Annotated in this window: 19 protein-coding genes and 3 pseudogenes; 11 read left to right on the top strand and 11 right to left on the bottom strand. The window is 50.5% G+C overall.

Going from position 1 to position 21,719, the window contains the following annotated elements:
• Positions 1-2: 2 nt before the first annotated feature.
• Positions 3-785, bottom strand: a complete 783-nt coding sequence (locus RAL91_RS22315; protein WP_306258439.1) for an IclR family transcriptional regulator — start codon at positions 783-785, stop codon at positions 3-5.
• A gap of 500 nt (positions 786-1,285) precedes the next feature.
• On the opposite strand from RAL91_RS22315, the gene RAL91_RS22320 reads away from it, so the two are divergent.
• From RAL91_RS22320 to RAL91_RS22345, 6 genes are all read left to right on the top strand, one after another.
• A complete protein-coding gene (locus tag RAL91_RS22320; protein WP_306258440.1) occupies positions 1,286-2,044 on the top strand; it encodes an ABC transporter permease in 759 nt (252 codons plus the stop codon).
• A gap of 102 nt (positions 2,045-2,146) precedes the next feature.
• Positions 2,147-3,157, top strand: a complete 1,011-nt coding sequence (locus RAL91_RS22325; protein WP_306258441.1) for an ABC transporter substrate-binding protein — start codon at positions 2,147-2,149, stop codon at positions 3,155-3,157.
• Positions 3,158-3,331: 174 nt separating this feature from the next.
• The gene (locus RAL91_RS22330; protein ID WP_306258442.1) at positions 3,332-4,189 is read left to right on the top strand and encodes an ABC transporter permease; all 858 of its coding nucleotides are present in this window, start codon (positions 3,332-3,334) and stop codon (positions 4,187-4,189) included.
• A 21-nt stretch (positions 4,190-4,210) separates the two neighbouring features.
• Positions 4,211-5,065, top strand: coding sequence for an ABC transporter ATP-binding protein (locus RAL91_RS22335; protein WP_306258443.1), 855 nt, complete (start codon positions 4,211-4,213; stop codon positions 5,063-5,065).
• A 117-nt stretch (positions 5,066-5,182) separates the two neighbouring features.
• Complete coding sequence (locus RAL91_RS22340) at positions 5,183-5,989, top strand: sugar phosphate isomerase/epimerase (protein ID WP_306258444.1); 807 nt, start codon at positions 5,183-5,185, stop codon at positions 5,987-5,989.
• Between the two features lie 13 nt (positions 5,990-6,002).
• Positions 6,003-6,830 (top strand): shikimate dehydrogenase, encoded by an 828-nt coding sequence (locus RAL91_RS22345; RefSeq protein ID WP_306258445.1) that lies wholly within the window; start codon positions 6,003-6,005, stop codon positions 6,828-6,830.
• Positions 6,831-7,137: 307 nt separating this feature from the next.
• Here RAL91_RS22345 and RAL91_RS22350 read toward each other — a convergent pair.
• Positions 7,138-8,288 (bottom strand): IS3 family transposase gene (locus RAL91_RS22350; RefSeq protein ID WP_306257993.1). Its coding sequence is split into 2 segments (ribosomal slippage): positions 7,138-8,039 and positions 8,039-8,288, totalling 1,152 coding nucleotides; the frame shifts between segments, so codons are not numbered across the junction.
• A gap of 94 nt (positions 8,289-8,382) precedes the next feature.
• Between RAL91_RS22350 and RAL91_RS22355 the strand changes: the two genes are divergently transcribed.
• The 3 genes and pseudogenes from RAL91_RS22355 to RAL91_RS22365 all read left to right on the top strand — a co-directional run bounded on the left by RAL91_RS22355 (position 8,383) and on the right by RAL91_RS22365 (position 10,912).
• Entirely contained in the window at positions 8,383-9,234 is an 852-nt protein-coding gene (locus RAL91_RS22355) for a hypothetical protein (protein ID WP_306258446.1), read from the top strand.
• A gap of 56 nt (positions 9,235-9,290) precedes the next feature.
• A protein-coding gene (locus RAL91_RS22360) for an IS5 family transposase (RefSeq protein WP_306258447.1) occupies positions 9,291-10,045 on the top strand; the annotation gives its coding sequence in 2 pieces (ribosomal slippage) (positions 9,291-9,624 and positions 9,624-10,045; 756 coding nt in all).
• Positions 10,046-10,115: 70 nt separating this feature from the next.
• A pseudogene (locus RAL91_RS22365) lies at positions 10,116-10,912 on the top strand (IS5 family transposase).
• A gap of 33 nt (positions 10,913-10,945) precedes the next feature.
• Here the strand turns inward: RAL91_RS22365 and RAL91_RS22370 are convergent.
• The 4 genes from RAL91_RS22370 to RAL91_RS22385 are packed head-to-tail and all read right to left on the bottom strand — an operon-like array spanning position 10,946 to position 14,460.
• Entirely contained in the window at positions 10,946-12,019 is a 1,074-nt protein-coding gene (locus tag RAL91_RS22370) for an SGNH/GDSL hydrolase family protein (protein WP_306258448.1), read from the bottom strand.
• Between the two features lie 27 nt (positions 12,020-12,046).
• Complete coding sequence (locus RAL91_RS22375; RefSeq protein ID WP_306258449.1) at positions 12,047-13,888, bottom strand: carbamoyltransferase; 1,842 nt, start codon at positions 13,886-13,888, stop codon at positions 12,047-12,049.
• A 12-nt stretch (positions 13,889-13,900) separates the two neighbouring features.
• Complete coding sequence (locus RAL91_RS22380) at positions 13,901-14,050, bottom strand: DUF5989 family protein (protein ID WP_306258450.1); 150 nt, start codon at positions 14,048-14,050, stop codon at positions 13,901-13,903.
• Between the two features lie 8 nt (positions 14,051-14,058).
• Complete coding sequence (locus tag RAL91_RS22385; RefSeq protein ID WP_306258451.1) at positions 14,059-14,460, bottom strand: SxtJ family membrane protein; 402 nt, start codon at positions 14,458-14,460, stop codon at positions 14,059-14,061.
• Positions 14,461-15,086: 626 nt separating this feature from the next.
• On the opposite strand from RAL91_RS22385, the pseudogene RAL91_RS22390 reads away from it, so the two are divergent.
• Positions 15,087-15,364: pseudogene (locus RAL91_RS22390) on the top strand (transposase); the annotation flags it as partial.
• Between the two features lie 49 nt (positions 15,365-15,413).
• Positions 15,414-16,075: pseudogene (locus RAL91_RS22395) on the top strand (DDE-type integrase/transposase/recombinase); the annotation flags it as partial.
• Positions 16,076-16,081: 6 nt separating this feature from the next.
• Here the strand turns inward: RAL91_RS22395 and RAL91_RS22400 are convergent.
• The 5 genes from RAL91_RS22400 to RAL91_RS22420 all read right to left on the bottom strand — a co-directional run bounded on the left by RAL91_RS22400 (position 16,082) and on the right by RAL91_RS22420 (position 21,612).
• Positions 16,082-17,131, bottom strand: coding sequence for a DUF4432 family protein (locus RAL91_RS22400; protein ID WP_306263073.1), 1,050 nt, complete (start codon positions 17,129-17,131; stop codon positions 16,082-16,084).
• Positions 17,132-17,725: 594 nt separating this feature from the next.
• A complete protein-coding gene (locus RAL91_RS22405) occupies positions 17,726-18,835 on the bottom strand; it encodes an enolase C-terminal domain-like protein (RefSeq protein ID WP_306258452.1) in 1,110 nt (369 codons plus the stop codon).
• Between the two features lie 38 nt (positions 18,836-18,873).
• Complete coding sequence (locus RAL91_RS22410) at positions 18,874-20,373, bottom strand: tripartite tricarboxylate transporter permease (protein WP_306258453.1); 1,500 nt, start codon at positions 20,371-20,373, stop codon at positions 18,874-18,876.
• On the bottom strand, positions 20,364-21,284 hold the full coding sequence (locus tag RAL91_RS22415) for an NAD(P)-dependent oxidoreductase (protein ID WP_306258454.1): 921 nt from the start codon (positions 21,282-21,284) through the stop codon (positions 20,364-20,366). Before RAL91_RS22415 ends, RAL91_RS22410 begins: the two co-directional genes overlap by 10 nt.
• A complete protein-coding gene (locus RAL91_RS22420; RefSeq protein ID WP_306258455.1) occupies positions 21,265-21,612 on the bottom strand; it encodes a hypothetical protein in 348 nt (115 codons plus the stop codon). Before RAL91_RS22420 ends, RAL91_RS22415 begins: the two co-directional genes overlap by 20 nt.
• Between the last annotated feature and the right edge of the window lie 107 nt (positions 21,613-21,719).

Here is a 21,719-nt window from a genome sequence, read left to right on the forward strand (position 1 = left end):
TTTCAGGAATCGACGAAACGCATAAGAACGTCAAAACCATTTAATCGTCGAACCGCTTGTTGCAAACTGGGCAGCATGTCGATGAGTTTTTCCTTCTGCAATCTGGAGTGCGGCCCGGCGATGGAAACAGTTCCAACAATTTCTGCTTTGGGGCTGCTGCCGGGTATTCCAATGGCAATTGCAGCAATCCCGGGATCCGCCTCTTCGATGGCCAGTCCGTAACCGCGCTTGCTGGTGGCAATCAACTCTGCTTGAAGCTCTTCAATAGTCTGAACAACCAATGGGCCGTGATCTTCACGCGTTCCAAAGCCATCGCGAAGCACATAGCGCAGCGCGGTCTCTGTCGTCAGAGAAGCAAGCCATACCTTGCCTGTAGCCGTCGCATGAAGTGCAACCTTTTGCCCCATAACCGGATCTATCATCAGGCTGTTCTTCGCGCCCTGCGCTTTTGCTATCCAAACAAGGTTGGAATTACTGACCAGGCACATTCGGACCAGTTCACCAACCTCCGCCGCCAAATCATCAAGAACTTGCTGACACTCGTCCATAATATGGGTCGTAGACAGAAATCGCAGCCCCAGTGATGGGAGAGACAGGCTGAGCCTGTAGTTTTTCGACCCAAGCTGTGTCACGTAACCAGCACTACAAAGCGAGGTCAGCATCCTGTGGGTTGCACTTTTGGGTATGTCTGCCTTTTGGGCAATTTCACCCAATGACAGCCCCTGACCATTGTCACACAGGATTTCCAACACCTGAAAGCAGCGGTCGATGTTCATGGAGGGCATGGGCAATTCCAATTGAAACATTATTCTAATTGGAACACTTAACGTAAAATGACAGCAACCTTCAATCTGAATATCTTGTGATGCTCAGTCCATGTCTCCAGATCAAAGTCGGGTGCACCACCTTGCGCACGTAAATCTGCGGTTGCACCTGTCTCAAAATCGACGACATTCCAACCAATCAATCGCATTCAGCAGCTTTGGGCGGCAGGGCCGTCAGGTTGCGGAATTGCATGCAGAATGGCGGTTGAACGCCAGTTAAGACTGGAAACCAGCGAACAAATGGTTGACATCAACGCTTCACAGAAGTAGTGGAATACTATTCCGTTTTTCGGAATTTAAATGATTTTTACGTGTTCTGTTAGGTCGGCTGGAAGTTGATGAAGCCGATGAGGAGTTAAATGTTGCGCAAGATAATTGGCTACGCCCCTCAGAGGAACAACGACGCCACTATTGATCAAGATCCGCTTGAACCAGTTTCAAAAAGTCTCCGGAGCTGAACCGTGCAATTCCTCGCAAAACTAAACAGGTTTTACGAACCGTTCCTGTGGTTTGCGGGACTCTTGTTGTTATGGGAGATAACGGTTCGCGCAGCAGATGTATCGGCGCAGGTTTTGCCGCCCCCATCTGCATTTCTGGCACGGATATACGAAATTCGTGGTGAGCTGTTTTATCACAGTCTGATGACCACCAAGATCGTTCTATACGGCTTTTTCTGGGGGGCTGTCCCGGGCATTTTTCTCGGCTATCTGATTGCGAATTACAAGCTTGCCGAAAAGCTCATTTATCCGATGGTCGTGTTTATCCAGGGATTGCCCAAAATTACTTTGGCGCCCTTGATGTTAGTGTGGTTCGGCTTCACAGATTTCCCAAAGGTACTTCTCACCGCGCTCGTTACCTTCTTCCCCATTCTGGTAGACAGTGTTGTAGGCTTCAAATCGGTTGATTATCGCCATTACTACCTAAGTAAGTCGACTGGCTCAACTTGGTGGCAGACATTTTGGAAGTTCCAGCTACCTTCCGCACTCCCAAGCATATTTTCAGGTTTCAAAATAACAATCGTCATAGCGGTCACGGTTGTCATCGTTGTCGAGTGGCTCAATTCGAAGAACGGCATTGGTTATTTTGTTCTGCGGGCGATGAAAGCATTCGACGTCACTTCCGTGTTTGCCGCTCTTGTCGTCGGATCACTTATTGGCGTCCTGTTGAGCTACCTCATCGTGATGATCGAGAATTACGTAATACCCTGGCGGAGAAGATAAATGCCGACCACGAAACCCATGACCAGGCACCTGGTCTGGTAAAAATAATTTTGGCAGGCCGATAACCGACCCGCTGGAAACAGTTTTAACAAGGAGGAAAAAATGAAACATATATTTTGCAAATCGGGTCTGTTGGCCATTGCAGCCATAGCATCAGTGGCGATCCTGCCTCTTAATGCTACTGCGGACGATAAGATCAAAATGACAATGAACTGGACCGCGGATACGGCCCATTTCGGCTTCGCGATGGCACATAAAAACGGCTACTATAATGACGCCGGGCTTGATGTGGAATTTGAAGAAGGTCGCGGGTCTGCGATTGCGGCACAGCTCGTGGCAACTGGTCAGGCAGACCTTGGTCTTGCTGACGCGGGAGCTGCCCTGAATGTCGCTTCGAAAGGCGCTCCCATCAAGGTGATCTCCACTATTTGGAAAGCGGGCCAGTTTGGAATCCAGTATCTTGAGTCATCAGATATTACCGAGCCAAAAGATCTGGTTGGTAAAAAGCTGGCTGTTCCACCAGGGTCTGCGATGGTTCCGTTGGTTCCTGCTTTTCTTAAGGCAAACGGAATTGCTGAATCCGATGTGGAAATTATCTCTGTTGCTCAAAACGCCATTTTGGGACTGCTTGTCTCCGGTGGGATTGACGCAGTGGCAGAAGTCCCGGCTAACACCGTCGTGCCGCTTGCCGAACAGGGTCACAAGGCTGGCAACATGTATTTTTACAACAATGGTGTTCCGCTGGTCAGCCTCAGCCTGATCGCCCGCGAAGACAAACTTGCCGCCAATCCGGACGTCTACAAGAAGTTCATCGAGGCTTCTGCTCGCGGTTGGCAAGACGCTATTAACGACCCCGAAGCCAGCGTTGATGCTCTGCTAGCGCTCTTCCCTGATACTCAGAAATCAAAAGAAACGTTACTGGCAGGTGCCAAATATATGTATGCATCAGTATGTCCAGGCGGAGCCGGCGACGTCATCGGTGCAACCGATGCTGCAACCTGGGACAGCATCTATGGTGTGATGACAACGGCAATGGAGTTCCCCACCTCGAAGCCAGTGACTGACTATTATTCACTGGACTATCTGCCAACTACGCCTGTGCTCTGCCCCTGATAGCCTCTTCTAGCCTTTGGGGAACAAACCAGACGATTTTCCGAACGGTCAAAAATGGGTGGGCGATATTCAAATATCGCCCACACTATCTGCAAAAATAGCCTTGGCATTTTCAGACACTAGTTTCAGCATATTCGGGTGGGCAGAGCCCGAAATCAAATTCAGGACGAATTTGTGACAACCAAAGACCATACAAAACCAACCACCAGCACGACTGGCGATGAAGCCGGGCATTCGTCTGGCCGCATATTTTCAGGCCTTCAGCTGTTCAATCAAAAATGGATTTCTGCTCTTATCTATCCGGTCATATCTGTGTTGTTTCTACTGGGTCTGTGGCAGTCGCTGATCAGTGTTTTTGGTGTGCCGCTCTGGTTACTGCCCGGACCGTTCGACTTTCTTGCCCGATTTTTCAGCGACTTCGAATTAATTTTTCACCACGCACTGGCAACATCAAAGAACCTGTTATTGGGTTTTATGGTGGGGGTCATTGTTGCTGTTCCACTAGCCTTGATAATCGTTTCGGTCAAAACGTTCGAACGTGGTCTTTATCCCGTGATCGTATTCCTGAATGTTATGCCCAAGACAATTATCGCCCCGATATTGGTTCTTTGGTTTGGTGTCGGCCCCGTAATTTCGGTCGTCGTGGTGTTCCTGATGTGCTTTTTTCCGATACTCGTCGACAGCATGACTGGATTCAAAGCTGTTGATCCCAGGCTCTATTACATCACCCGCTCAATGGGAGCCAGTTCGCTTCAAACACTCATTAAAGTAAAGCTGCCCGCATCCATGGGTCATATTTTTTCGGGTATGAAGATCGGCATAGTGAAGGCCGCCGAAGGCGTCATCATTGCCGAATTCATAGCCTCAAATGAGGGTCTGGGCTTCATGATGATGCGCGCTTCCGGATTCATGGACATGACGCTTATGTTTTCTGGTCTTATTGCCGCGGCACTTGTTGCACTCATCTTCAATGGCCTCATGAGCGGTGCGGAAAAATTATTGACGCCTTGGGCGCGAGACCATCATGCGTGACGTGCACTTTGCTGATGATACATGGACAATCAGTCGAAACCATTCGCTGGCGCGCTGCCTGCACAAAACAAAATATTGCCCAAGGAAATTGATATGAGCGCAGGCGCCTCGATTTTGGCAAGAGATTTAACGAAGACATATGGAACAGGTCCAACTGCATTTCATGCTCTCGGTCCGATTGATCTGGACATAAAACCGGGAGAGTTTGTCAGCATTATTGGCCCGTCCGGCTGCGGTAAAAGTACCACCATGCTAATGGTCTCAGGCTTGGAGCCCTTTTCCTCCGGTACGGTTGAGATCGACGGCGAGCCTCTTACCAAACCAATATCTGAGGTCGGCATAGTATTTCAGGACCACCTTCTGCTTGAGTTTCGCACCGCGATGAAGAATGTGATGTTGCAACAGGAGATTAGAGGTCTTGATAAGGCGGAAATTCAGGATCGCGCCAACACGCTGTTTGAGCGCCTCAAACTAACCGGATCAGAAAACCGCTATCCATGGCAGCTTTCGGGCGGCATGCGGCAGCGCGTTTCAATCGCCAGAGCGCTGGTGCACGAACCTTCAATGTTGCTCATGGACGAGCCGTTTGGCGCCCTCGATGCGATTACACGGACTCAGATCCGCCATGATCTGGAGATGCTCTGGCTCGAAACACGCAAGACGGTCATTTTTATTACACACTCGATTGAAGAAGCCGTTGGTTTGTCAGACCGAGTGCTTGTGATGTCCCATAGCCCAGGGACAATTGTGGAAGAAATAAAGATAGACCTGCCACGCCCACGCCCGTTTCACCTGGGTGACTATCCCGAATTTGCCCAGTATGCGCACCGCATCTATGCAATCTTCGAAAAGATGGGCGTCTACAGTTTTAAATAAAACGACCCCAACGCCAATTTACAATGGACATAAATCTTTCCGCTCTGCCAGAGCAATAAAAATTTGGACCCGGGCGAAATAGCCGAAAGAGCAAGTAAGATGGACGCAGAGTACATATTGAATTCAGCAACATTCAGAGAGCGTTGGGGGTTGTTGGATTTTCTAGAGGCGTGCCGTGCACGCGGTGTACAAAAAGCCGGGCTCTGGGGCGACGACATCAAGAAAGTCGGCGTCGCTAAAGCCGCCTCACTAATGGCAGATTATGAGGTTGAGGCGTTCGGCTATAATCGGGCTGGCCCACTTCTTACCTCAGATGCATCTGATCGGCGCAAGCTCCTGTCTATGGCAAAAAACGAGATAGACGATGCCGTCGCGGTGGGTGCCGATCATATATTGGTGTTTCCCGGTGGGCTTGAACCGGATTCCAAAGATCTGGCAAGCGCGCGCTTCCAGACTGTGGACGCTATCGGTATTCTGCATGAGCATGCCCAAAAGGTGGGGATGAATTTGGCACTGGAACCGTTACATCCCATGCTCTGTGGTGATCGAACATGCATCACAACGCTGCGCCATGCCAATGACATTTGCGCCCAGTTTGCTGGTAAAAATATTGGTGTGGTCGTTGATACCTATCACGTGTGGTGGGATGAAACCATTGAGAGCGAGATCGCAAGATCTGCGCTCGAAAACTCTATTCTCAGCTTTCATGTCAATGATTGGCTTGTCCCGACAACACACCTGCTTACAGACCGTGGAATGATGGGTGATGGCATCATCGATCTGCACGGGATTTGGAAATGTGTGAAAGCCACCGGCTATAATGGCCCCGTCGAAGTAGAAATTTTCTCGGAACGCTGGTGGAATGAAGATCCGGATATGGTCTTCGATATGGCTCTGGAGCGCTGTCGCCAGATTTTTGGTTAGGGAAAACTCACCAATGGAACCCATTCAGAATTTGGACGGTAATTCTCGCATCTACGCAGTGTTCGGCGACCCGATTTCACAAGTTCAAACGCCACATCTGATAAATCCACTCTTCGCGAAAAATGGCGAAAATTGTTTTGCCGTGCCTTTTCACGTGACGCCCCCCATGCTTGGCAAAACCTGGTCCGTGTTTCGTGAATTCTCCAATCTAGCTGGCATTGGTGTCACCGTTCCACACAAGGTTGCTGCCTTTCACTTGTGCGATGAAGTGTCTCCTGCCGCACAGGCAGTTGGCGCTGTAAACAGCATCCAGAGAACGTTGGACGGCAGAATGATTGGCGCTTTGTTCGACGGTGTCGGTTTTGTCAACGGGCTAGGCAAACGTCGTTCACGGCTTCATGGAGCTCGGGTCCTTCTGTTTGGTGGTGGTGGAGCAGGTCGGGCAATTGCACACGCTCTTGTCGATGAGGGTATCGCAGCGCTGAGTATTGTCGATTTGGATAGTGATGCGACAAACTTCACGTCTGCCTTGGTCAACAGAGCGACGGGATGCCAGTTGGCTGGTCCAGCCGAGGCGGTTTATGAAATGCATGACGTGATTATTAACGCGACGCCTGTCGGGATAAAGTCGGACATGCGGCTTCCTATCAACCTTGAATCACTCAATCCCTCGACGCTGATAGCAGATATCGCTGCGCTTGAGGGGCAAACCGATTTGCTAAAAGCGGCTCAAGCCAAAGGGTGCATGACCAGTGACGGAAATGATATGTTGCGAGCCCAGATCAAATTGATCGCGGGATTCGCAACTGGCGCTCCGGCTGGAACCGAGATTTCCGAATAGCAAAAATTGCCTGAAGAATGACCCTGACTTTATCGTCCCAACAAGCTCAGATTTAATAGTGCTGCAATGAAGGTCGCCCATGTACTCGACAGTCAAGAAACAGGACGCCTGAAATCGCTCCTCGTCAATCTCGCCCGAAGATGACTTTTGATGTGGGATCGCATTCTGGATTAGTGAACTGTGACGTAATGGGACGAATTGCCTTCGCTGCGGACTGCAGCTTTTGCTTCATTGACTTGTGAAATCAGAACACCATTAGTTGGAGATGCCTGTACTTTGGCCTGCTGCCGGTTCCGTGGACAGGCACTTAAGCTAACATTGCCACCTCCTCGAACTCAACGGGGCTGAGATATCCGATCGTCGAATGCCTCCGTTTTGGATTGTAGAAGCGTTCGATGTAGTCGAACACATCTGCCTTGGCGTCGTCGCGCGTCCGGTAGACCTTTCGGGCCGTGCGTTCCGTTTTCAGCGAGGAGAAGAAGCTCTCCATCGCGGCGTTGTCCCAGACATTTCCTGAGCGGCTCATCGAGCATGTGATGCCATGATCGGCCATCAGCCGCTGGAACTGCTCGCTGGTATACTGACTACCCTGATCGGAGTGGTGCAACAGGCTGTCGGGCTCGCCTCTTCGCCAGATCGCCATGATCAGCGCATCGGTCACGAACTGCGCGCTCATGCTGGCACTCATCGACCATCCCACGACCCGGCGCGAGAACAGGTCGATGACGACGGCAACGTAGAGCCACCCCTGCGCAGTCCAGATGTAGGTGAAGTCGGCTACCCACTTCTGGTTTGGCGCTGGCGCATCAAAGGCCCGATCAAGGATGTTTTGCGACACCGGCGCCATCCTTTCGCCCGCATCCTTCGGCAGCCCGCGCCGACGAGGCCGGGCTCGCAGCCCGCTTTCGCGCATCAGCCGCTCAATGCGATGGAGCCCGCATGACAGGCCTTCGGCCAGAACGTCGTGCCAGACCCGGCGTGCGCCATAGGTGCGGTCACTGCTCTTGAAGCTCCGGTCGATAACGGTGAGGAGTTCCTCGTCGCGCCGGGATCTCACGCTCGGGCTCCGGTTGAGCCAGGCGTGGAAACCCGAACGTGATACATCCACAGCGGCGCACAGCCATGCCACCGGCCAGATGCCCCGGTGCTTCGCGATGAAGGCGAACTTCATGTCACTTCTTTCGCGAAGAAGGCCGTGGCCTTTTTTAGGATGTCACGCTCCGCCTTCAGCTTTCTCACTTCGCGTCGAAGCCGCTCGATCTCAAGCTGCTCGGGCCTCATCTGGCAATGGCCGGGAAACGCATATTGCGGATCAGCCGAAAATTCCTTGATCCATTTGCGCAGCACATTCTCGTGCAATTCGAGATCCCGCGCCGCCTGGGCGGCCGACACACCACGTTCCCTGACAAGCCTCACCGCTTCAAGCTTGAACTCGCGACTGAACTTTCTTCTCTGCATTGGATAACTCCGATTCCATCAAAACACCTTAACTCGGTGTCCACGGAACCGGCAGCAGGCCAAACTGCTTCAGTGGCTACGGCAGTACCCTTCCGTGTTACTTTGGGTGAAGGGTAAACTCGGTCAAGGATATTCTGGTTGGCAGCCGTATGCGGCTTGGAGCAATCCCCCAAGGGATACCGATGATACGCTAATTTTGGCCTCTGGCGTCGTAGTCACACTTCCTTCTGGCAAAGGCGACAAGCTTAGCATTGATGATGCCATCGGACCTATGCGTGATCTCATTCGCACGACCAACAAGGCGGTTCGTATCACGGGGCTATCAGGTGGGGGAAAGACAAGGATTGTGCAAAGTCTCTTCGATGAGACAATTGGAACTCATCCATTGGACAGAACTGCTGCCGTTTACGTTGATACTGGAACGGGGCCGGATCCATCAGCCACCGCAATGTTAGACAGGTTATTGGCCGAAGGCAGGCGCGCAATCATGGTCCTCGACAACTGCCCTTCAGATCTGCACTCCGCACTAGCAGGCAAGGTTTCAGCCTCAAAGGCAGAAATTTCATTAATTATTGTCGAGTACGATATTCGGGACGACAAGCCCCAAACAACGGAAGTCATCCATATTGAAGCAAACGGCTCCGATGTATCCGATCAGCTTCTTATCCGTCGATTCCCAGGCATCGGCCAAACGAACGCACGTAAGATTGCTGAATTTGCCGACGGCAACGCCAGGGTCTCATTAGCTGTCGCTGAGCGAGTTGAAGAAGGAGAATCCTTAGCCCAATTGTCAGATAGCCAGTTGTTTGATCGGATCTTCGAGCAGCGCAATCAACCCGACGAAAACCTTCGTGAACACGCAGAAATACTCTCCCTTGTCTATTCCTTCTCAGTAACGAAGCCGGAAGTTGGACTGGACGAGCTAGGCTCAGGCCCTGTTGGTTAACGGCTTTTCATAAATGAGCGAATCAGATTCAATGTGTCAAACGACGGAGGTTTGTCATGTCTGATTTGTTTTGGTTGTCTGATCATCAACTCGCTCGGATGCGCCCTTATTTCCCCCTGGCTCACGGAGCACCACGTGTGGATGACCGGCGGGTGATTTCGGGGATTATCTTTGTCCTCAAAAATGGCCTTCGGTGGCGCGATGCGCCAACCGAATATGGACCACACAAGACGCTATATAACCGCTTTGTCCGGTGGAGCCGATTGGGTGTTTTTGACCGTATCTACAGTGGCTTATCTGGTGAAGACGGAGGACCTGAAACATTGATGATTGATGCGACCCACCTGAAAGCACACCGCACAGCTTGCAGCCTTTTAAAAAAAGGGATGTACCCCGTCATATCGGGCGCACAAAAGGCGGCTTGAATTCCAAACTTCATGCTGTTGTCAATGGTGAGGGCAAGCCCATCATCATGGCACTAACTGCCGGTCAGGTATCCGATCACATCGGAGCCAAGATCACCTACCCAGAACTACCTGAAGCCAAAATTATGATTGCTGACAAGGGATACGACAGTGACGAATATCGTGCAGCACTCAAGGCCAAACGTATTTCTTCATGTATCCCGCCACGCAAAGGCCGAAACAATCCTGCAACATTCTGCAAACGCCAATATAAACAGCGCCATAAGGTCGAAAACATGTTCGGCAGGCTCAAAGACTGGCGGCGCATTGCAACCCGTTATGATAGATGCGCAGACATATTCATTGCTGCAATAACAATTGCAGCAATCATGATATGGTGGATTTAATGAGTCCTGACCCTAGGGTCAGGACCTATTAATCGACTGGATTCCCATTTTAACTGAATTGTGATTCATCATGAGTGACTTGTTTTGGCTTTCGCAGGATCAGTTGGCGAAGATCGAGCCGTATTTTCCCTTGGCCCATGGTGAGCCGCGTGTGGATGATCGTCGGGTGGTGGTGTCAGGGATTATCTTTGTGATCAAGAATGGGCTTCGCCTCTCGATTGCGCTTTGCTTGTCTGCCGGCCAACGGCTGGCGCGATGCACCATCGGATCATGGGCCGCATAAGACGCTATACAATCGCTTCATCCGATGGAGCCACCTGGTGTTTTTGATAGCATCTTCAGTGCGTTAGTCAGCGACGCGGGCAGTCCTGATACGCTTATGATTGATGCCACCCACCTGAAAGCCCACCGAACTGCCTGCAGTTTGCTAAAAAAGGCGATGTTCCCCGCCATATTGGCCGCACAAAAGGTGGATTGAACTCCAAACTGCATGCGGTCTGTGATGGCAAGGGACGTCCGATCATCATGGGCGTGAGTGAGGGCCAGTTAAGCGATCACATCGGCGCCAAACTGCTTTGTCCCGCGTTTCCTGAGAAAGCATCCCACCTGATCGGCGACAAAGGGTATGACAGCGATGAGTTTAAGGCTGCGCTGAAAGCCAAGGGAATAACGCCCTGCATTCCACCGCGAAAGGGTCGCAACCTTCCTGCCGGTTTTAGCAAAACCCTCTACAAGGAACGCCACAAGGTGGAAAACATGTTCGGCAGACTTAAAGACCGGCGACGCGTAGCAACTCGATACCACAGATGCGCACACACATTCTTTTCAAGCATATGCATTGCAGCTATCGTCATATGGTGGATTTAATGAGTCCTGAGCCTAGATGAAATTAGTTTAATATTATAATTTTGATAGCATCGGCTTGATAGTTTCAAATATATATTCAGAAACAATCTTATCACCTTTTGGCAAAAGGTGAGTTCCATCTTTTTTATATACATTCATGTAATCATTAAGAATATCTGTAGAATTATACATATAATCGTATTTGTCTGCCAACTTAGTAATATTCTTATACAACAAATTTACATCATTAATATATTTTTTTCTGTTTTTTCCGAATTCAGAAAATTCTTTTGCTTCCACATCAAAATCATTCCTATAATATTTGTATGGCTGTATAAATGAAACAAAGTCTGCACCAAATGTTCCTGAAACAGATTTCATAATTTGAATATTCTTTTCAAATTGTTCAGGAAGGGATTTTTCACTTTCAACCCCCAATGTTAAACTCAATTTATTAACCTTTCTATTTTCGCTAAAAGAAGATATTAAGGCCACAAAACTTGGCATTATTATGGGAAGTTGTTTATTTACTATTTTTCCAAACATCTTACGTTGAAATTTATGTGTCATTGGCTGTGGCAATTCACTATATCTACCTCGGTCATTTATTCCACTGTATGAAATAACAATATCGGGGTGAAATTCCAGACCATCTCGTATCAACTTTAAGAGCTCTTGATTAGTAGAATATCCTCCAGTCCCTCCATTTATTACAGTACCCTTTATCTCCAATGATTTTAAATTCTTTGCCAACTCCTCTGGCCAACTATGCCCATAGCTGATTCCATCGGTCGTCGACCCGCCAAGCGTTAAAATTATGGGTCGTTCTATTTCATCAATCCTGAGAATTGGGTCTTCCAATTTTTTATAAATAACAAATCCATGATGCCATGTATAATTTTCATTTAGATTTATAACGCCATCTTCATTATATCCATGCGCATAACCTAAAAGAGGGTCCAAGGCATTTAATACATCATCTCCCTCTCCATTAATACTACCAATATTTAGAAAAAACGGTTTTTTATCACCAATGTACCTCATATAAACATGCGATGAAGCCTCAATAATAAGTAATAATATCAAACTGTTGATAGCTATAATTATGAACTGTGATCTAATTTTCATATTTGAAAATCCTCAGCGACGGAAATATTAATCTAGATCGTATTGGGTTTTATAATCTCTTATTATGTCTTGGCTCTGCTGATTTTTGTATAGAATACAATTTCCGACGACAAGTATTTCAAGATCAGTTCCCATAAAGCACCGAAAGGCATCTTCTGGTGTAGCGACAATGGGCTCACCGCGTACATTGAAAGATGTGTTCACAAGAACTGGGCACCCCGTCTTGGCTTTAAATCGCTTTATCAAACGATGATATTTGGGGTTTGTCTCTTCGTGGACAGTCTGAATGCGGGCACTGTAATCTACATGGGTAACAGCCGGAATCTCAGATCGAGGCACATTTAGCTTTTCAATTCCAAATAGATTTTTCTCTGCCGCACTCATTTCGCGACGCTTGTCTTCTTTTACTTCTGCCACCAACAACATGTAAGGTGAATCACCATCTATGTCGAACCATTCCTGAACGTCCTCGCGTAACACACTCGGCGCAAAAGGACGAAACGATTCGCGATACTTTACTTTCAGATTTAGCAGTTTTTGCATTTTCGGTGAGCGCGCATCCGCAATAATGCTGCGTCCGCCCAGAGCACGGGGACCGAACTCCATGCGACCGTTCATCCAACCAACAGCCTTGCCATCGGCCAAAGACTGCGCTGTATGCTCAATTAAGGCATCATCATCCAAAATCTTATATACGGCCCCACAGTTATCCAACTCTACACGGATTTCAGACTCAGTGAACTCTGGCCCCAAATAGGATCCACGCATGTGATCCATCTTATCGCCAATATTTGCGCGCGGTTGATCCAGCATAATATGATAGGCCGCCATTGCCGCCCCTAATGAGCCCCCAGCATCGCCGGCGGCGGGCTGAATCCAAATATTTTCGAAAATCCCTTCACGTAGCAAAATCCCGTTGGCCACACAATTTAAGGCCACACCGCCCGCCAAACACAAATTCTTGGCCCCTGTTTCCTTTTGGATACCCTTGGCCAATTTCACAACGATGTCTTCCGTAACCGCCTGCACTGACGCTGCGAGGTCCATTTCTCGCTGGTTTAAATCGGTTTCCGAAGTTCGGGCGGGGCCACCAAAAAGCTCCGCAAACTTTTTGTTGGTCATGGTTAAACCGGTGCAGTAATCAAAATACGACATATCCAACTGAAAGGACCCATCATCCGCAACATGAATCAAATGTTCGGTGATTAAATCCGCATACCGGGGCTCCCCATAGGGAGCTAACCCCATAACTTTGTATTCCCCGGAATTGACCTTAAACCCGGTGTAATAAGTGAAGGCGGAATACAATAATCCCAAAGAATGCGGGAAATGGATTTCCTTTTGCACCGATAAGGTATGGCCTGACCCAATCGCCATTGAAGTTGTGGCCCATTCGCCAACACCGTCCATAGTCAAGACGGCAGCCTCCTCAAATGGAGAGGGAAAAAAAGCACTGGCGGCATGACTGAGGTGATGCTCACTAAAAAGCAATCTATCCCGCCACGCTATTTCGGAGCCAAGACCGGCCTCAAGCGCCTCAACCAACACAGATTTCTGAAACAGTTTGTCTTTTAGCCACACAGGCATTGATGTTGCAAAGCTTTTGAACCCTCTTGGCGCGAATGCAAGATATGTTTCCAATAGGCGTTCAAATTTCATGAAAGGCTTATCGTAGAACACCACATGGTCAATATCTGCAGCCTGAATATTGGCTGTTGTCATACAATAAAGAATGGCATTTTCAGGAAAGCTGGCATCATGTTTCTGACGCGTAAAACGTTCCTCCTGGGCAGCCGCAACAATTTCTCCATCGACCAAAAGGCAGGCAGCGCTATCATGATAAAAGGCTGATAGACCAAGAATAATCATTCATGTAATCGCTTAAAACAACGTGTATATAAAGGGGGCAACAACTGACCCTTGGGCCAAAATCAGCAAACCACCCAAGACGACCATTACGATGATGATTGGGGCCATCCAGAGTTTCTTACGAACCTTTAGAAAGCTCCACAATTCGCTGATAAAATCCATCTATATTCCTAAAACTGGTTTTTAAATGAGCCCGCATCCGGGCCTGGTGGATCACGAACCAACCAGTAACTTTGTGAAGGGCCAAACTTTAAGCGTAGCTCGTCACGCCCCGTAATAAAACGAAACAGTGATACCGGCGTTATGAGGCCAAAAAAAATGATCCCCATAACAATTGGGCTAACGATCCGCCCCAAAACGTACCCAATAAACATCCAGCCCTTATTCAAGGGCGCCAGCACACCCGGCTTAACAAAAGAAAGTAAGATAAAAACAGCCGCTAACCCCAGCAAGACTAATGCCAGATAACTAGCCGCCAGCCAAAAAAAATATAGCCCGGACAGCGCAAAAATGACTGCGAAAAACAATCCAAACTTCTGATCGGAAGGGCGCTCAATATCTGAGAATTTCATAGATTACGTGATCCTTGGATAACACATTGATGCTAGAGGGCTTTCAGATCTTATTGCGCATACAATATGATCCAACTGGCATCTGTTTATATATTCTCAATGTCATTGAATGTAAATCCAGCTCCTGTGCCTACAGTGATGCCGTGCTTGGAGAGAATAACGCGGATCTGTTGGGTCGTTGCCACACGTCATGACACCAATCGTGAGAGACACCGCAATTGTGCCAAAAGATCATGCTGGCCCTGCGGCCGCTAACCCACGCAGCGCAGATTTGCCGCAGTGATGCGTCAGCAATGGCCTCAGCATCATTGCAGTCGCTCTTCTGCCCCTGACGAAAGCCTTGGTGTAGTTTGCCGGAATAATCTCTGGTTCAAATCCAAGCATATGCAGCGAGCGGCTATCGAATTGAGCGCTCAACTCTTTAGGGTCAATAATTCATAGGTCCTTTTGCGGGATAGTGCCTGACATAGTGTCTCTGTTACACGGTCGGCAACTCGCAGTGCCAGGTCGTTGGTCACGTGAGCGCAGATTACTGTTGAACGCGAATTTTTTGTTGCCCAGTAACGCATTAGCCATAGCCAAAGAGACACCTGCTGATACCGAAGCGCTACTAACGGTGTGTCTAGTGGCACTACATTGCTCCGGGAAATCCCCGCCTCTCGGCGGCGCTTCGCTTGCCTGCCGGGCAATGATGCAGAATGGCTTCGTCGAAAGCTTCAATGGGCGTTTGAGAGATGAAGGCCTGAACGCGCACCTGTTCTCAAACTTACCAACAGCACGAAATATGATCAGGGAATGGAGAATTGACTACAACACTCAAAGACCACACACGAGCCTCAAAGGGCACACACCCTATGAATTTGTAAACCGGTCAAAAGACCAAAACTGGAACAGAACTAGCTAAAAAACGGGTACAATCTGGGGAGCAGGTCAGTTGCTACCCAATTACCTGTGGGGCAATGGATGCAACCTTCTACAAATGGCGTTCCAAATATAGCAGGATGGAAGTGTCCGAAGCGAAGCGGCTAAAGCCTCTTGAGGAAGAGAATCGTAAGCTGAAGAAACTGTTGGCGGAACAGATGTTGGATGTTGTGACATTGAAGGAGATGCTGGGAAAAAACTTCTGAAGCCTGGTTCGAAGAGGAGAGCTGCGAACCAGGCTATGAAGTTCAAAAACTATTCCCAACGCAAGGCGTGTGAACTGGTGAGCATCGCTCCTCGGGTTTATCGCTATCAATCAACGCCATCTGATGATGCAGAGTTACGCAAACGACTTGTGGAGCTGTCTGCGGAACGGCGACGGTTTGGCTATCGGCGACTGCACATCCTGTTGAAGCGAGAGGGTTGGGAACACGTGCTCCTATGGCTGTGGCTATTCCACAAGATCGCAATCAACGTTGGTCGTTGGATTTTGTATCTGACACCCTTTGTTGATGGTCGCCGTTTCCGCATTTTGTGTTTCATTGATGACTTTAGCCGTGAATGCCTGGCGTTCGTGGCCGATACATCGTTGTCAGGTTTGCGCATGACGCGTGAGTTGGATGCCAAGGCTAAACGACGAGGAAAGTCCCACACGATTGTCAGTGATAAAGGCACTGAGATGACAAATATTGCGCGCCCTCTACCGTTCGCTCGAATCGTGCTCAAACAACTTGATGTCGACAGCGTATTCTCGACGGCCACCTCGTTTCAGCACAACCATCTCATCGATATCGCGCGCTTCCCGTCGGGACATTGCGCGCGTTGTGCATGGTTCTAAACCGATCCCGTAAAGGCCGGGGCTGGTCATTCTGAGCAGCTGCAGATAGGGGAGCGTTGCGGTATCAAATTTGAATTCCATTCCGCAGCCGCAGCAATCGCTGGTAATCACTGCTTTTGCCGTACTGCCATCGAGTTTGAATACGGAGATATCGTTTGCTCGTAATTCTAGCGGTTCGGGAAAAGAGGAAATTGGGTCGTGAGGCCTCGATTTCCAGATCTCAGTTCCGCTTTCGATGCTTAGTCGAGTTCCCGGCGCAACTAGAGGGTAGCCAATATTGAAGTGGTATAACATCATGTGGCTCACCGAACTGTGTCCCACATTGACCACTTCGTCTCGTATTGAGATCGAGCTGCCCCATATCGGAGCGCGAAACTTTCGGCGAAGGCGCAACGCGCCCCGCATTGACATGGATTCGATGCGCTCTACTTCGCACCACAGATAAGGTTCTGCCGTGTCGTCATTCAGTCCATAGCCGATCAAACGGGTCGGATCGAAAGTGCTTGTTCCGTGGAGCGGATAGTCTGCTTCGTTCGACGGAGACACAGTGGCATCGTCCAGAGTGTCACGTTCTGGTTGTCTAATATGATCAAGTCCACATGTGTTCAAAAAGCCATTGAACCCGCGCAAAAATCCGCGACCACCGTCATTTGCTGAATCCAGCAGCCACGGTGCTCGCAATCCATGTGGCGCATGCCACGACAGTGTTTTCCCATTCAGCGCAAGCCGGCCGATATCACCGCCGCGGTCAATGGTAATATCGGCATCGAGGCCTCCAGCAGTCCGAAACTCCACCACACGCACGCCACGTTCTACGCCGTCGCCGAGCGTAACAAAGCGAGCACTGGCGTAGGCATCCGGGCTGGAATAGACAGAACCGAGAAACTCTGGGTCTCGTCGCTGGTCGGGCACTTTGTCCAATTAAGAACTCCTGCTGGCGTTCGGAAAAATCAATCGCGCTTGATGATTGCAACCAAGATGGCCACCGAAGCACTCGTATTTTCCAAGAAAAAGGATTGCAATCTTCATTTTATTCAACTCATGCAACTATAAATTACTTCTTTTGGGAGCTTTGCAGACTAATGGAACTGTCCCAATATGCTCAACTCTAAAATCTTCTACTCGCTGCGCGGTTCCAATTCATTATCGAAAGCAGGAGGAAACAATCCAACACCAAACGACACCACAGTGCTTTGGGGTTCAGCTCTAGGCTCCGGACGCCTTCGTCCCGGTGGACCAGTCGTCGGAAAACATGACTTGATATGTTGCTGCACAAACAATGCCGATTGTGATACCTGCGGGTCGAAGCCAGATACACACCAGAGAAACGGTCGAGAATGATGCAACTTTCAATCCGCAAACCCTCGCGAGATGTGTCACGCAACATTGCAAAAATCTCGATCATGCCATCTCGTGAAAAAAGAGAAAGAAGGTGGACACGCAATTTTCTCACCTCAAGCGAATGTTCGGACTTAGCCGCCTCCTGCCCCTGGGGATAGTGCTGGGTCACTGACCAATTCCCTTTTTCAATCTCACGCCAAGGCCAGGAGTGACCCCAGTGCGAAAAGAGTCCCCGTTAATATCAGGCGCAGGATCGGTGATCTCGAAAAACAATTCGCTCTCGCGCCATTGCACTTCCAATCTCTCATCACTGCCAATAGCGGCTGCGCAATGGGTACTGGCCATGTGAGAGACCGGCCCGGTCGGATTGTGCAGCGAAACTGCAACGCCAAGAGCGCCGGCGCGGGTGGCAATGTCGGTGATCGCGGTCAGGCACCCAACATGTTTCACATCCGGCATGACGACGTCATACGCTCCGCCCTGCACAAACGGTGCGATTTGATCCCAGCCCCCATGGGTCTCAAGCCCACACAACCTGATGCCTTGGGCATTTGCCACGCGACGCAGGTCACACAAATCGTCAATCCGGTCATCGGTTTCCGGATAGGGACATTCGAGCCATACAACGCCAATTTCAGCCAGTCTAGGTAGAATTGCGTGAGCTGTTTTTTTGTCCAACCGCCAATGGCAATCTACCATAATTTCGGCGTCCGGCGCGGCCTCGGCAATTGATACCAGTCGCGCCAGTCCCATCTCGATTAGCGGCTTCCCGTTTGGCATGCTGCAAAGTTCGGGGGTCAAGTTGTCGAAAGCGGCAATCTTCACAGCCGTGAACCCCTCACTTATGGCTTGCGCTGCGTGTGCAGCAAATCCTTCAGGGGAGCGATCCAAAGTCGCCCGGTTGATGTTGGCATAAAGTCGACCCGACCCGGTTGCCACTTCCGCATTCAAGTAGGTGCAAAGCGGAACGTCCGCGGCTTGTGCCGCAAGGTCATGGACTGCCTGATCCAGCGCAGCGTGAATAGTGCGTTGGCTCAGATCTTTTTCCAACAGAAAAGCAATAGGCTCTAATGTTTCCGTCCCCAGCGTTCGCCCCTCAACCGCTCCGGCTGCCGCCCGCAAACCGGCGTCAAAGGAGGCTGTCATCCGGTCAAGACTGGCCTCGCCAAACCCGGCAAGCCCCGAGTCGGTTTCCAGAACAACATGCCTCCAGACCGTCTTTTCGCTAACAATCACATTTTTGACAGAAGCTTTGGTAATGCGGTGTTTAATCACCCTGCTTTTCTCCTAAAATCTGGTCAGCTACGGTTCTTCTAGCCGTCTTCTTGTGGTGCGCGCTCCGGTTTTCTCAAGCGCTCAAACAAAGTGGGTGCCAACGCAAACACTATCGAAAAGAGCAGAATGGCCAAGGCCAGGGGCCGGTCAAGATAAGATAGAAGGTTGCCATTGGCCTCCATCATGCTGGCGCGAAACTTCTCTTCAAACAGCGGCGTCAGAACAAAGCCGATCATAAAGGGTGCCGAGGGTAGCCCGGCAATCCGCATGAACAGGCCCACAATCCCAAAGCCCAGCATCACCCACACATCGAAAAACAGGTTGTTCAACGAATACGTGCCCGCAATGGCAAGGATGAAGATCGCAGGTACCAGAATCCCGCGCGGCACACCGATTACACGGGCGATCCAGACTGCAAGAGACATTAAGAACAGAAATGCCAGCACCGAGGCAAACAGATAGGTGGCAATGATGCCGTAGAAAGCCTCAGGATGCTCTAGGACCAGCAAGGGGCCAGGCTGGATATTATGAAACAAAAGCGCCGCCATCAGGATTACATCCGCACCGCTGCCCGGTATTCCCATCGAGATCATCGGGATCAATGCTCCGCCTACGGTGGCGTTATTGCCAGATTCCGAGGCTACGATGCCCTCTTCGCGACCTGTGCCAAAGCTTTCGGGGTCGCGGTCGATATTGCGGGCGACGAAATATGCAACAACCGAGCCGATATTGGCCCCGATTCCCGGCAGGATGCCTATCCATACGCCGATCAGGCTCGACCGAATCAGGTTGACCCAATGGCGCATGATGCCTCCGACCGAACGCCAGATTTCCACCGTCCGGACTGACACCTGACTGGCCGCCGTATCGCGTGTGCTGATGTCGTGCAGCAAATGACCAATGGCAAAAATACCAACCAGGACGGCCTCGATCCGAAAGCCGCTGTCGAAGCTCTCTATGCCAAATGTGAAGCGCGGCACCTGGCTGACGGGGTCCAACCCGACCAGCGCGCAAAGCATACCCAAAAGCCCCGCTGCGAGCCCCATTGCGAAATTCTTTCCCGAACAGGTGGCGATGATCAGCAACCCGCCAAAAACCAATGCTGCATATTCGAAACTGCCGAAATTGCGCAGAGAAAAGCGCGCGATGGGTTCCGAGATCAGGGCGAGGCATACCCAGGAAATCAACCCACCGATCAGCGATGCGGTGACTCCAAGGGACAGGGCGCGTGCTGCCTGTCCCTTGCGGGCCATGGCATGGCCGTCAAACGTAGTCATGATCGCGGCAGGCGACCCAGGAATGCCCAGTGTGACCCCTGTCACCATCGCACCACTGACCCCGCCGACATACATCCCAATCAACAGAACTTGGGCAGAATAGCTGTCCATATGGAATGTCAGCGGCAAGGTCAGCGCCATGATGACGCCCTGATTGAGCCCCGGAATTGCACCAAAAATTATTCCAACGGCTACTCCTGCAATCGAGAAAAGAAGCGGCGTAAATGCAAGATGCTCAAGAAGGGCAGTGCCTAATTCCATGGGTTCGACTCTGGTGAGATTTTGGCGCGCAGCATATCGGCGTGGGCGCGTACAATACCGGGGTGTTCGGGCAGATTGGCCGCAATTGAGATTGCGGTATCAAAAAGGTTGAATCCGTCCCCGCAAGAGGCCAGCATCGCACGCAACTCAGCCATGTCCTTGAAGTTGATTGGAGTCGGCGGCTGTGGCACGGACGTAGTAAGGGCGCGGGCTGCATGACGTTCGAACACCACAGACATGCCAGCTCCACCTGCCTGGATCACCGCGCTGACAAAGGCAGCAGGATCGACCCCCAAAGCTTCGGCGGCGACAATCGCTTCGGTAAAGGCAAACATCGTAGCAACGCCGATGGCGTTGTTCAGAGTCTTGACCGTTGCAGCGCTACCGATGGGACCAAGATGCGCGAAGGCGCGGCCTGTAACAGTCAGGAAAGGCTGTGCTTTCGCCACCTCTTTTGCTGTGCCTCCCACAAGGTAAAACAGGCGCGCAGCTCGAGCATCTTCGGGCAGGCCAATCATTCCGGCCTCAAGATGTAGTCTGCCCGAGCCGTGCGAAATCGCGGCCAGTTCTTTGGCCTTCCGCGGTGCAACGGTCGAAGTTTCGATTATCATCTGCGGGAACTGGGCCGAAGTGGCCGCAATGAGGTCATAGGTATTGGCAAGCGCGCTCATCGACGCCAGCGAGATTACGATTGTGTCTGAATTGGCCAGCAGGAAAGCTAGGTCAGTGTACGCCGTTACACCATTTTGCGCAGCACGATCCCGCATCTCTTGCGCCGGATCGACGCCACAGACACGCATACCTGCCTGCGCAAGCACGGCCGCCATGCCACTTCCCATGTCTCCGAGGCCAATAAAGCCAAATTCAAACTGGGTCATTTGTTCCACTTTCCTATTTTGCAATATCGACATAGAGAAGCGTCGAGAAGCTCCACGCGATGCCACCCGACAACACAAGTGCGGTCAAGACCAACCAGGCAATTATGGTAGAACGAGGCGACGCGGTGATGAGGCTTGCAGAAAGTCCGGCCAGCACGGCTGAGAACCCGATATAAAGCCATTTGTCGAGCCCCAGGGACAAGAGTGCGGCGTAGATCAGAAGTAACCCATACAGCACTGCGGGCCCAATGATTGCGGACTTCGCGCTGGGATTGGCGGCTTTCTGAATGGAAGCGCCACGACGCAAATCCTGCACCAATAGTACAAGCCCAAGTACGCCAAGCCCGATTGGGATCGCCATTGCTATGACCCGTGCACCAACTGGCTCGAACTGTGGTGGAGGTAACTGTGAAGCCACCGTCGTCAGCCCTGTCATCGACAAGATGAATATCAGGCCGAGCCAGCCTT

The organism is Pararhizobium sp. IMCC21322, assembly GCF_030758295.1.
In the GTDB taxonomy this organism is placed as follows: domain Bacteria; phylum Pseudomonadota; class Alphaproteobacteria; order Rhizobiales.

Coding starts and splice junctions, on each gene's coding strand:
- RAL91_RS22335 (WP_306258443.1), top strand. CDS start 4,211: ATGGACAATCAGTCGAAACCATTCGCTGGCGCGCTGCCTGCACAAAAC.
- RAL91_RS22345 (WP_306258445.1), top strand. CDS start 6,003: ATGGAACCCATTCAGAATTTGGACGGTAATTCTCGCATCTACGCAGTG.
- RAL91_RS22375 (WP_306258449.1), bottom strand. CDS start 13,888: ATGATTATTCTTGGTCTATCAGCCTTTTATCATGATAGCGCTGCCTGC.
- RAL91_RS22385 (WP_306258451.1), bottom strand. CDS start 14,460: ATGAAATTCTCAGATATTGAGCGCCCTTCCGATCAGAAGTTTGGATTG.
- RAL91_RS22325 (WP_306258441.1), top strand. CDS start 2,147: ATGAAACATATATTTTGCAAATCGGGTCTGTTGGCCATTGCAGCCATA.
- RAL91_RS22420 (WP_306258455.1), bottom strand. CDS start 21,612: ATGGCGATCCCAATCGGGCTTGGCGTACTTGGGCTTGTACTATTGGTG.
- RAL91_RS22315 (WP_306258439.1), bottom strand. CDS start 785: ATGCCCTCCATGAACATCGACCGCTGCTTTCAGGTGTTGGAAATCCTG.
- RAL91_RS22410 (WP_306258453.1), bottom strand. CDS start 20,373: ATGGAATTAGGCACTGCCCTTCTTGAGCATCTTGCATTTACGCCGCTT.
- RAL91_RS22380 (WP_306258450.1), bottom strand. CDS start 14,050: ATGGATTTTATCAGCGAATTGTGGAGCTTTCTAAAGGTTCGTAAGAAA.
- RAL91_RS22415 (WP_306258454.1), bottom strand. CDS start 21,284: ATGTCGATATTGCAAAATAGGAAAGTGGAACAAATGACCCAGTTTGAA.
- RAL91_RS22370 (WP_306258448.1), bottom strand. CDS start 12,019: ATGAAAATTAGATCACAGTTCATAATTATAGCTATCAACAGTTTGATA.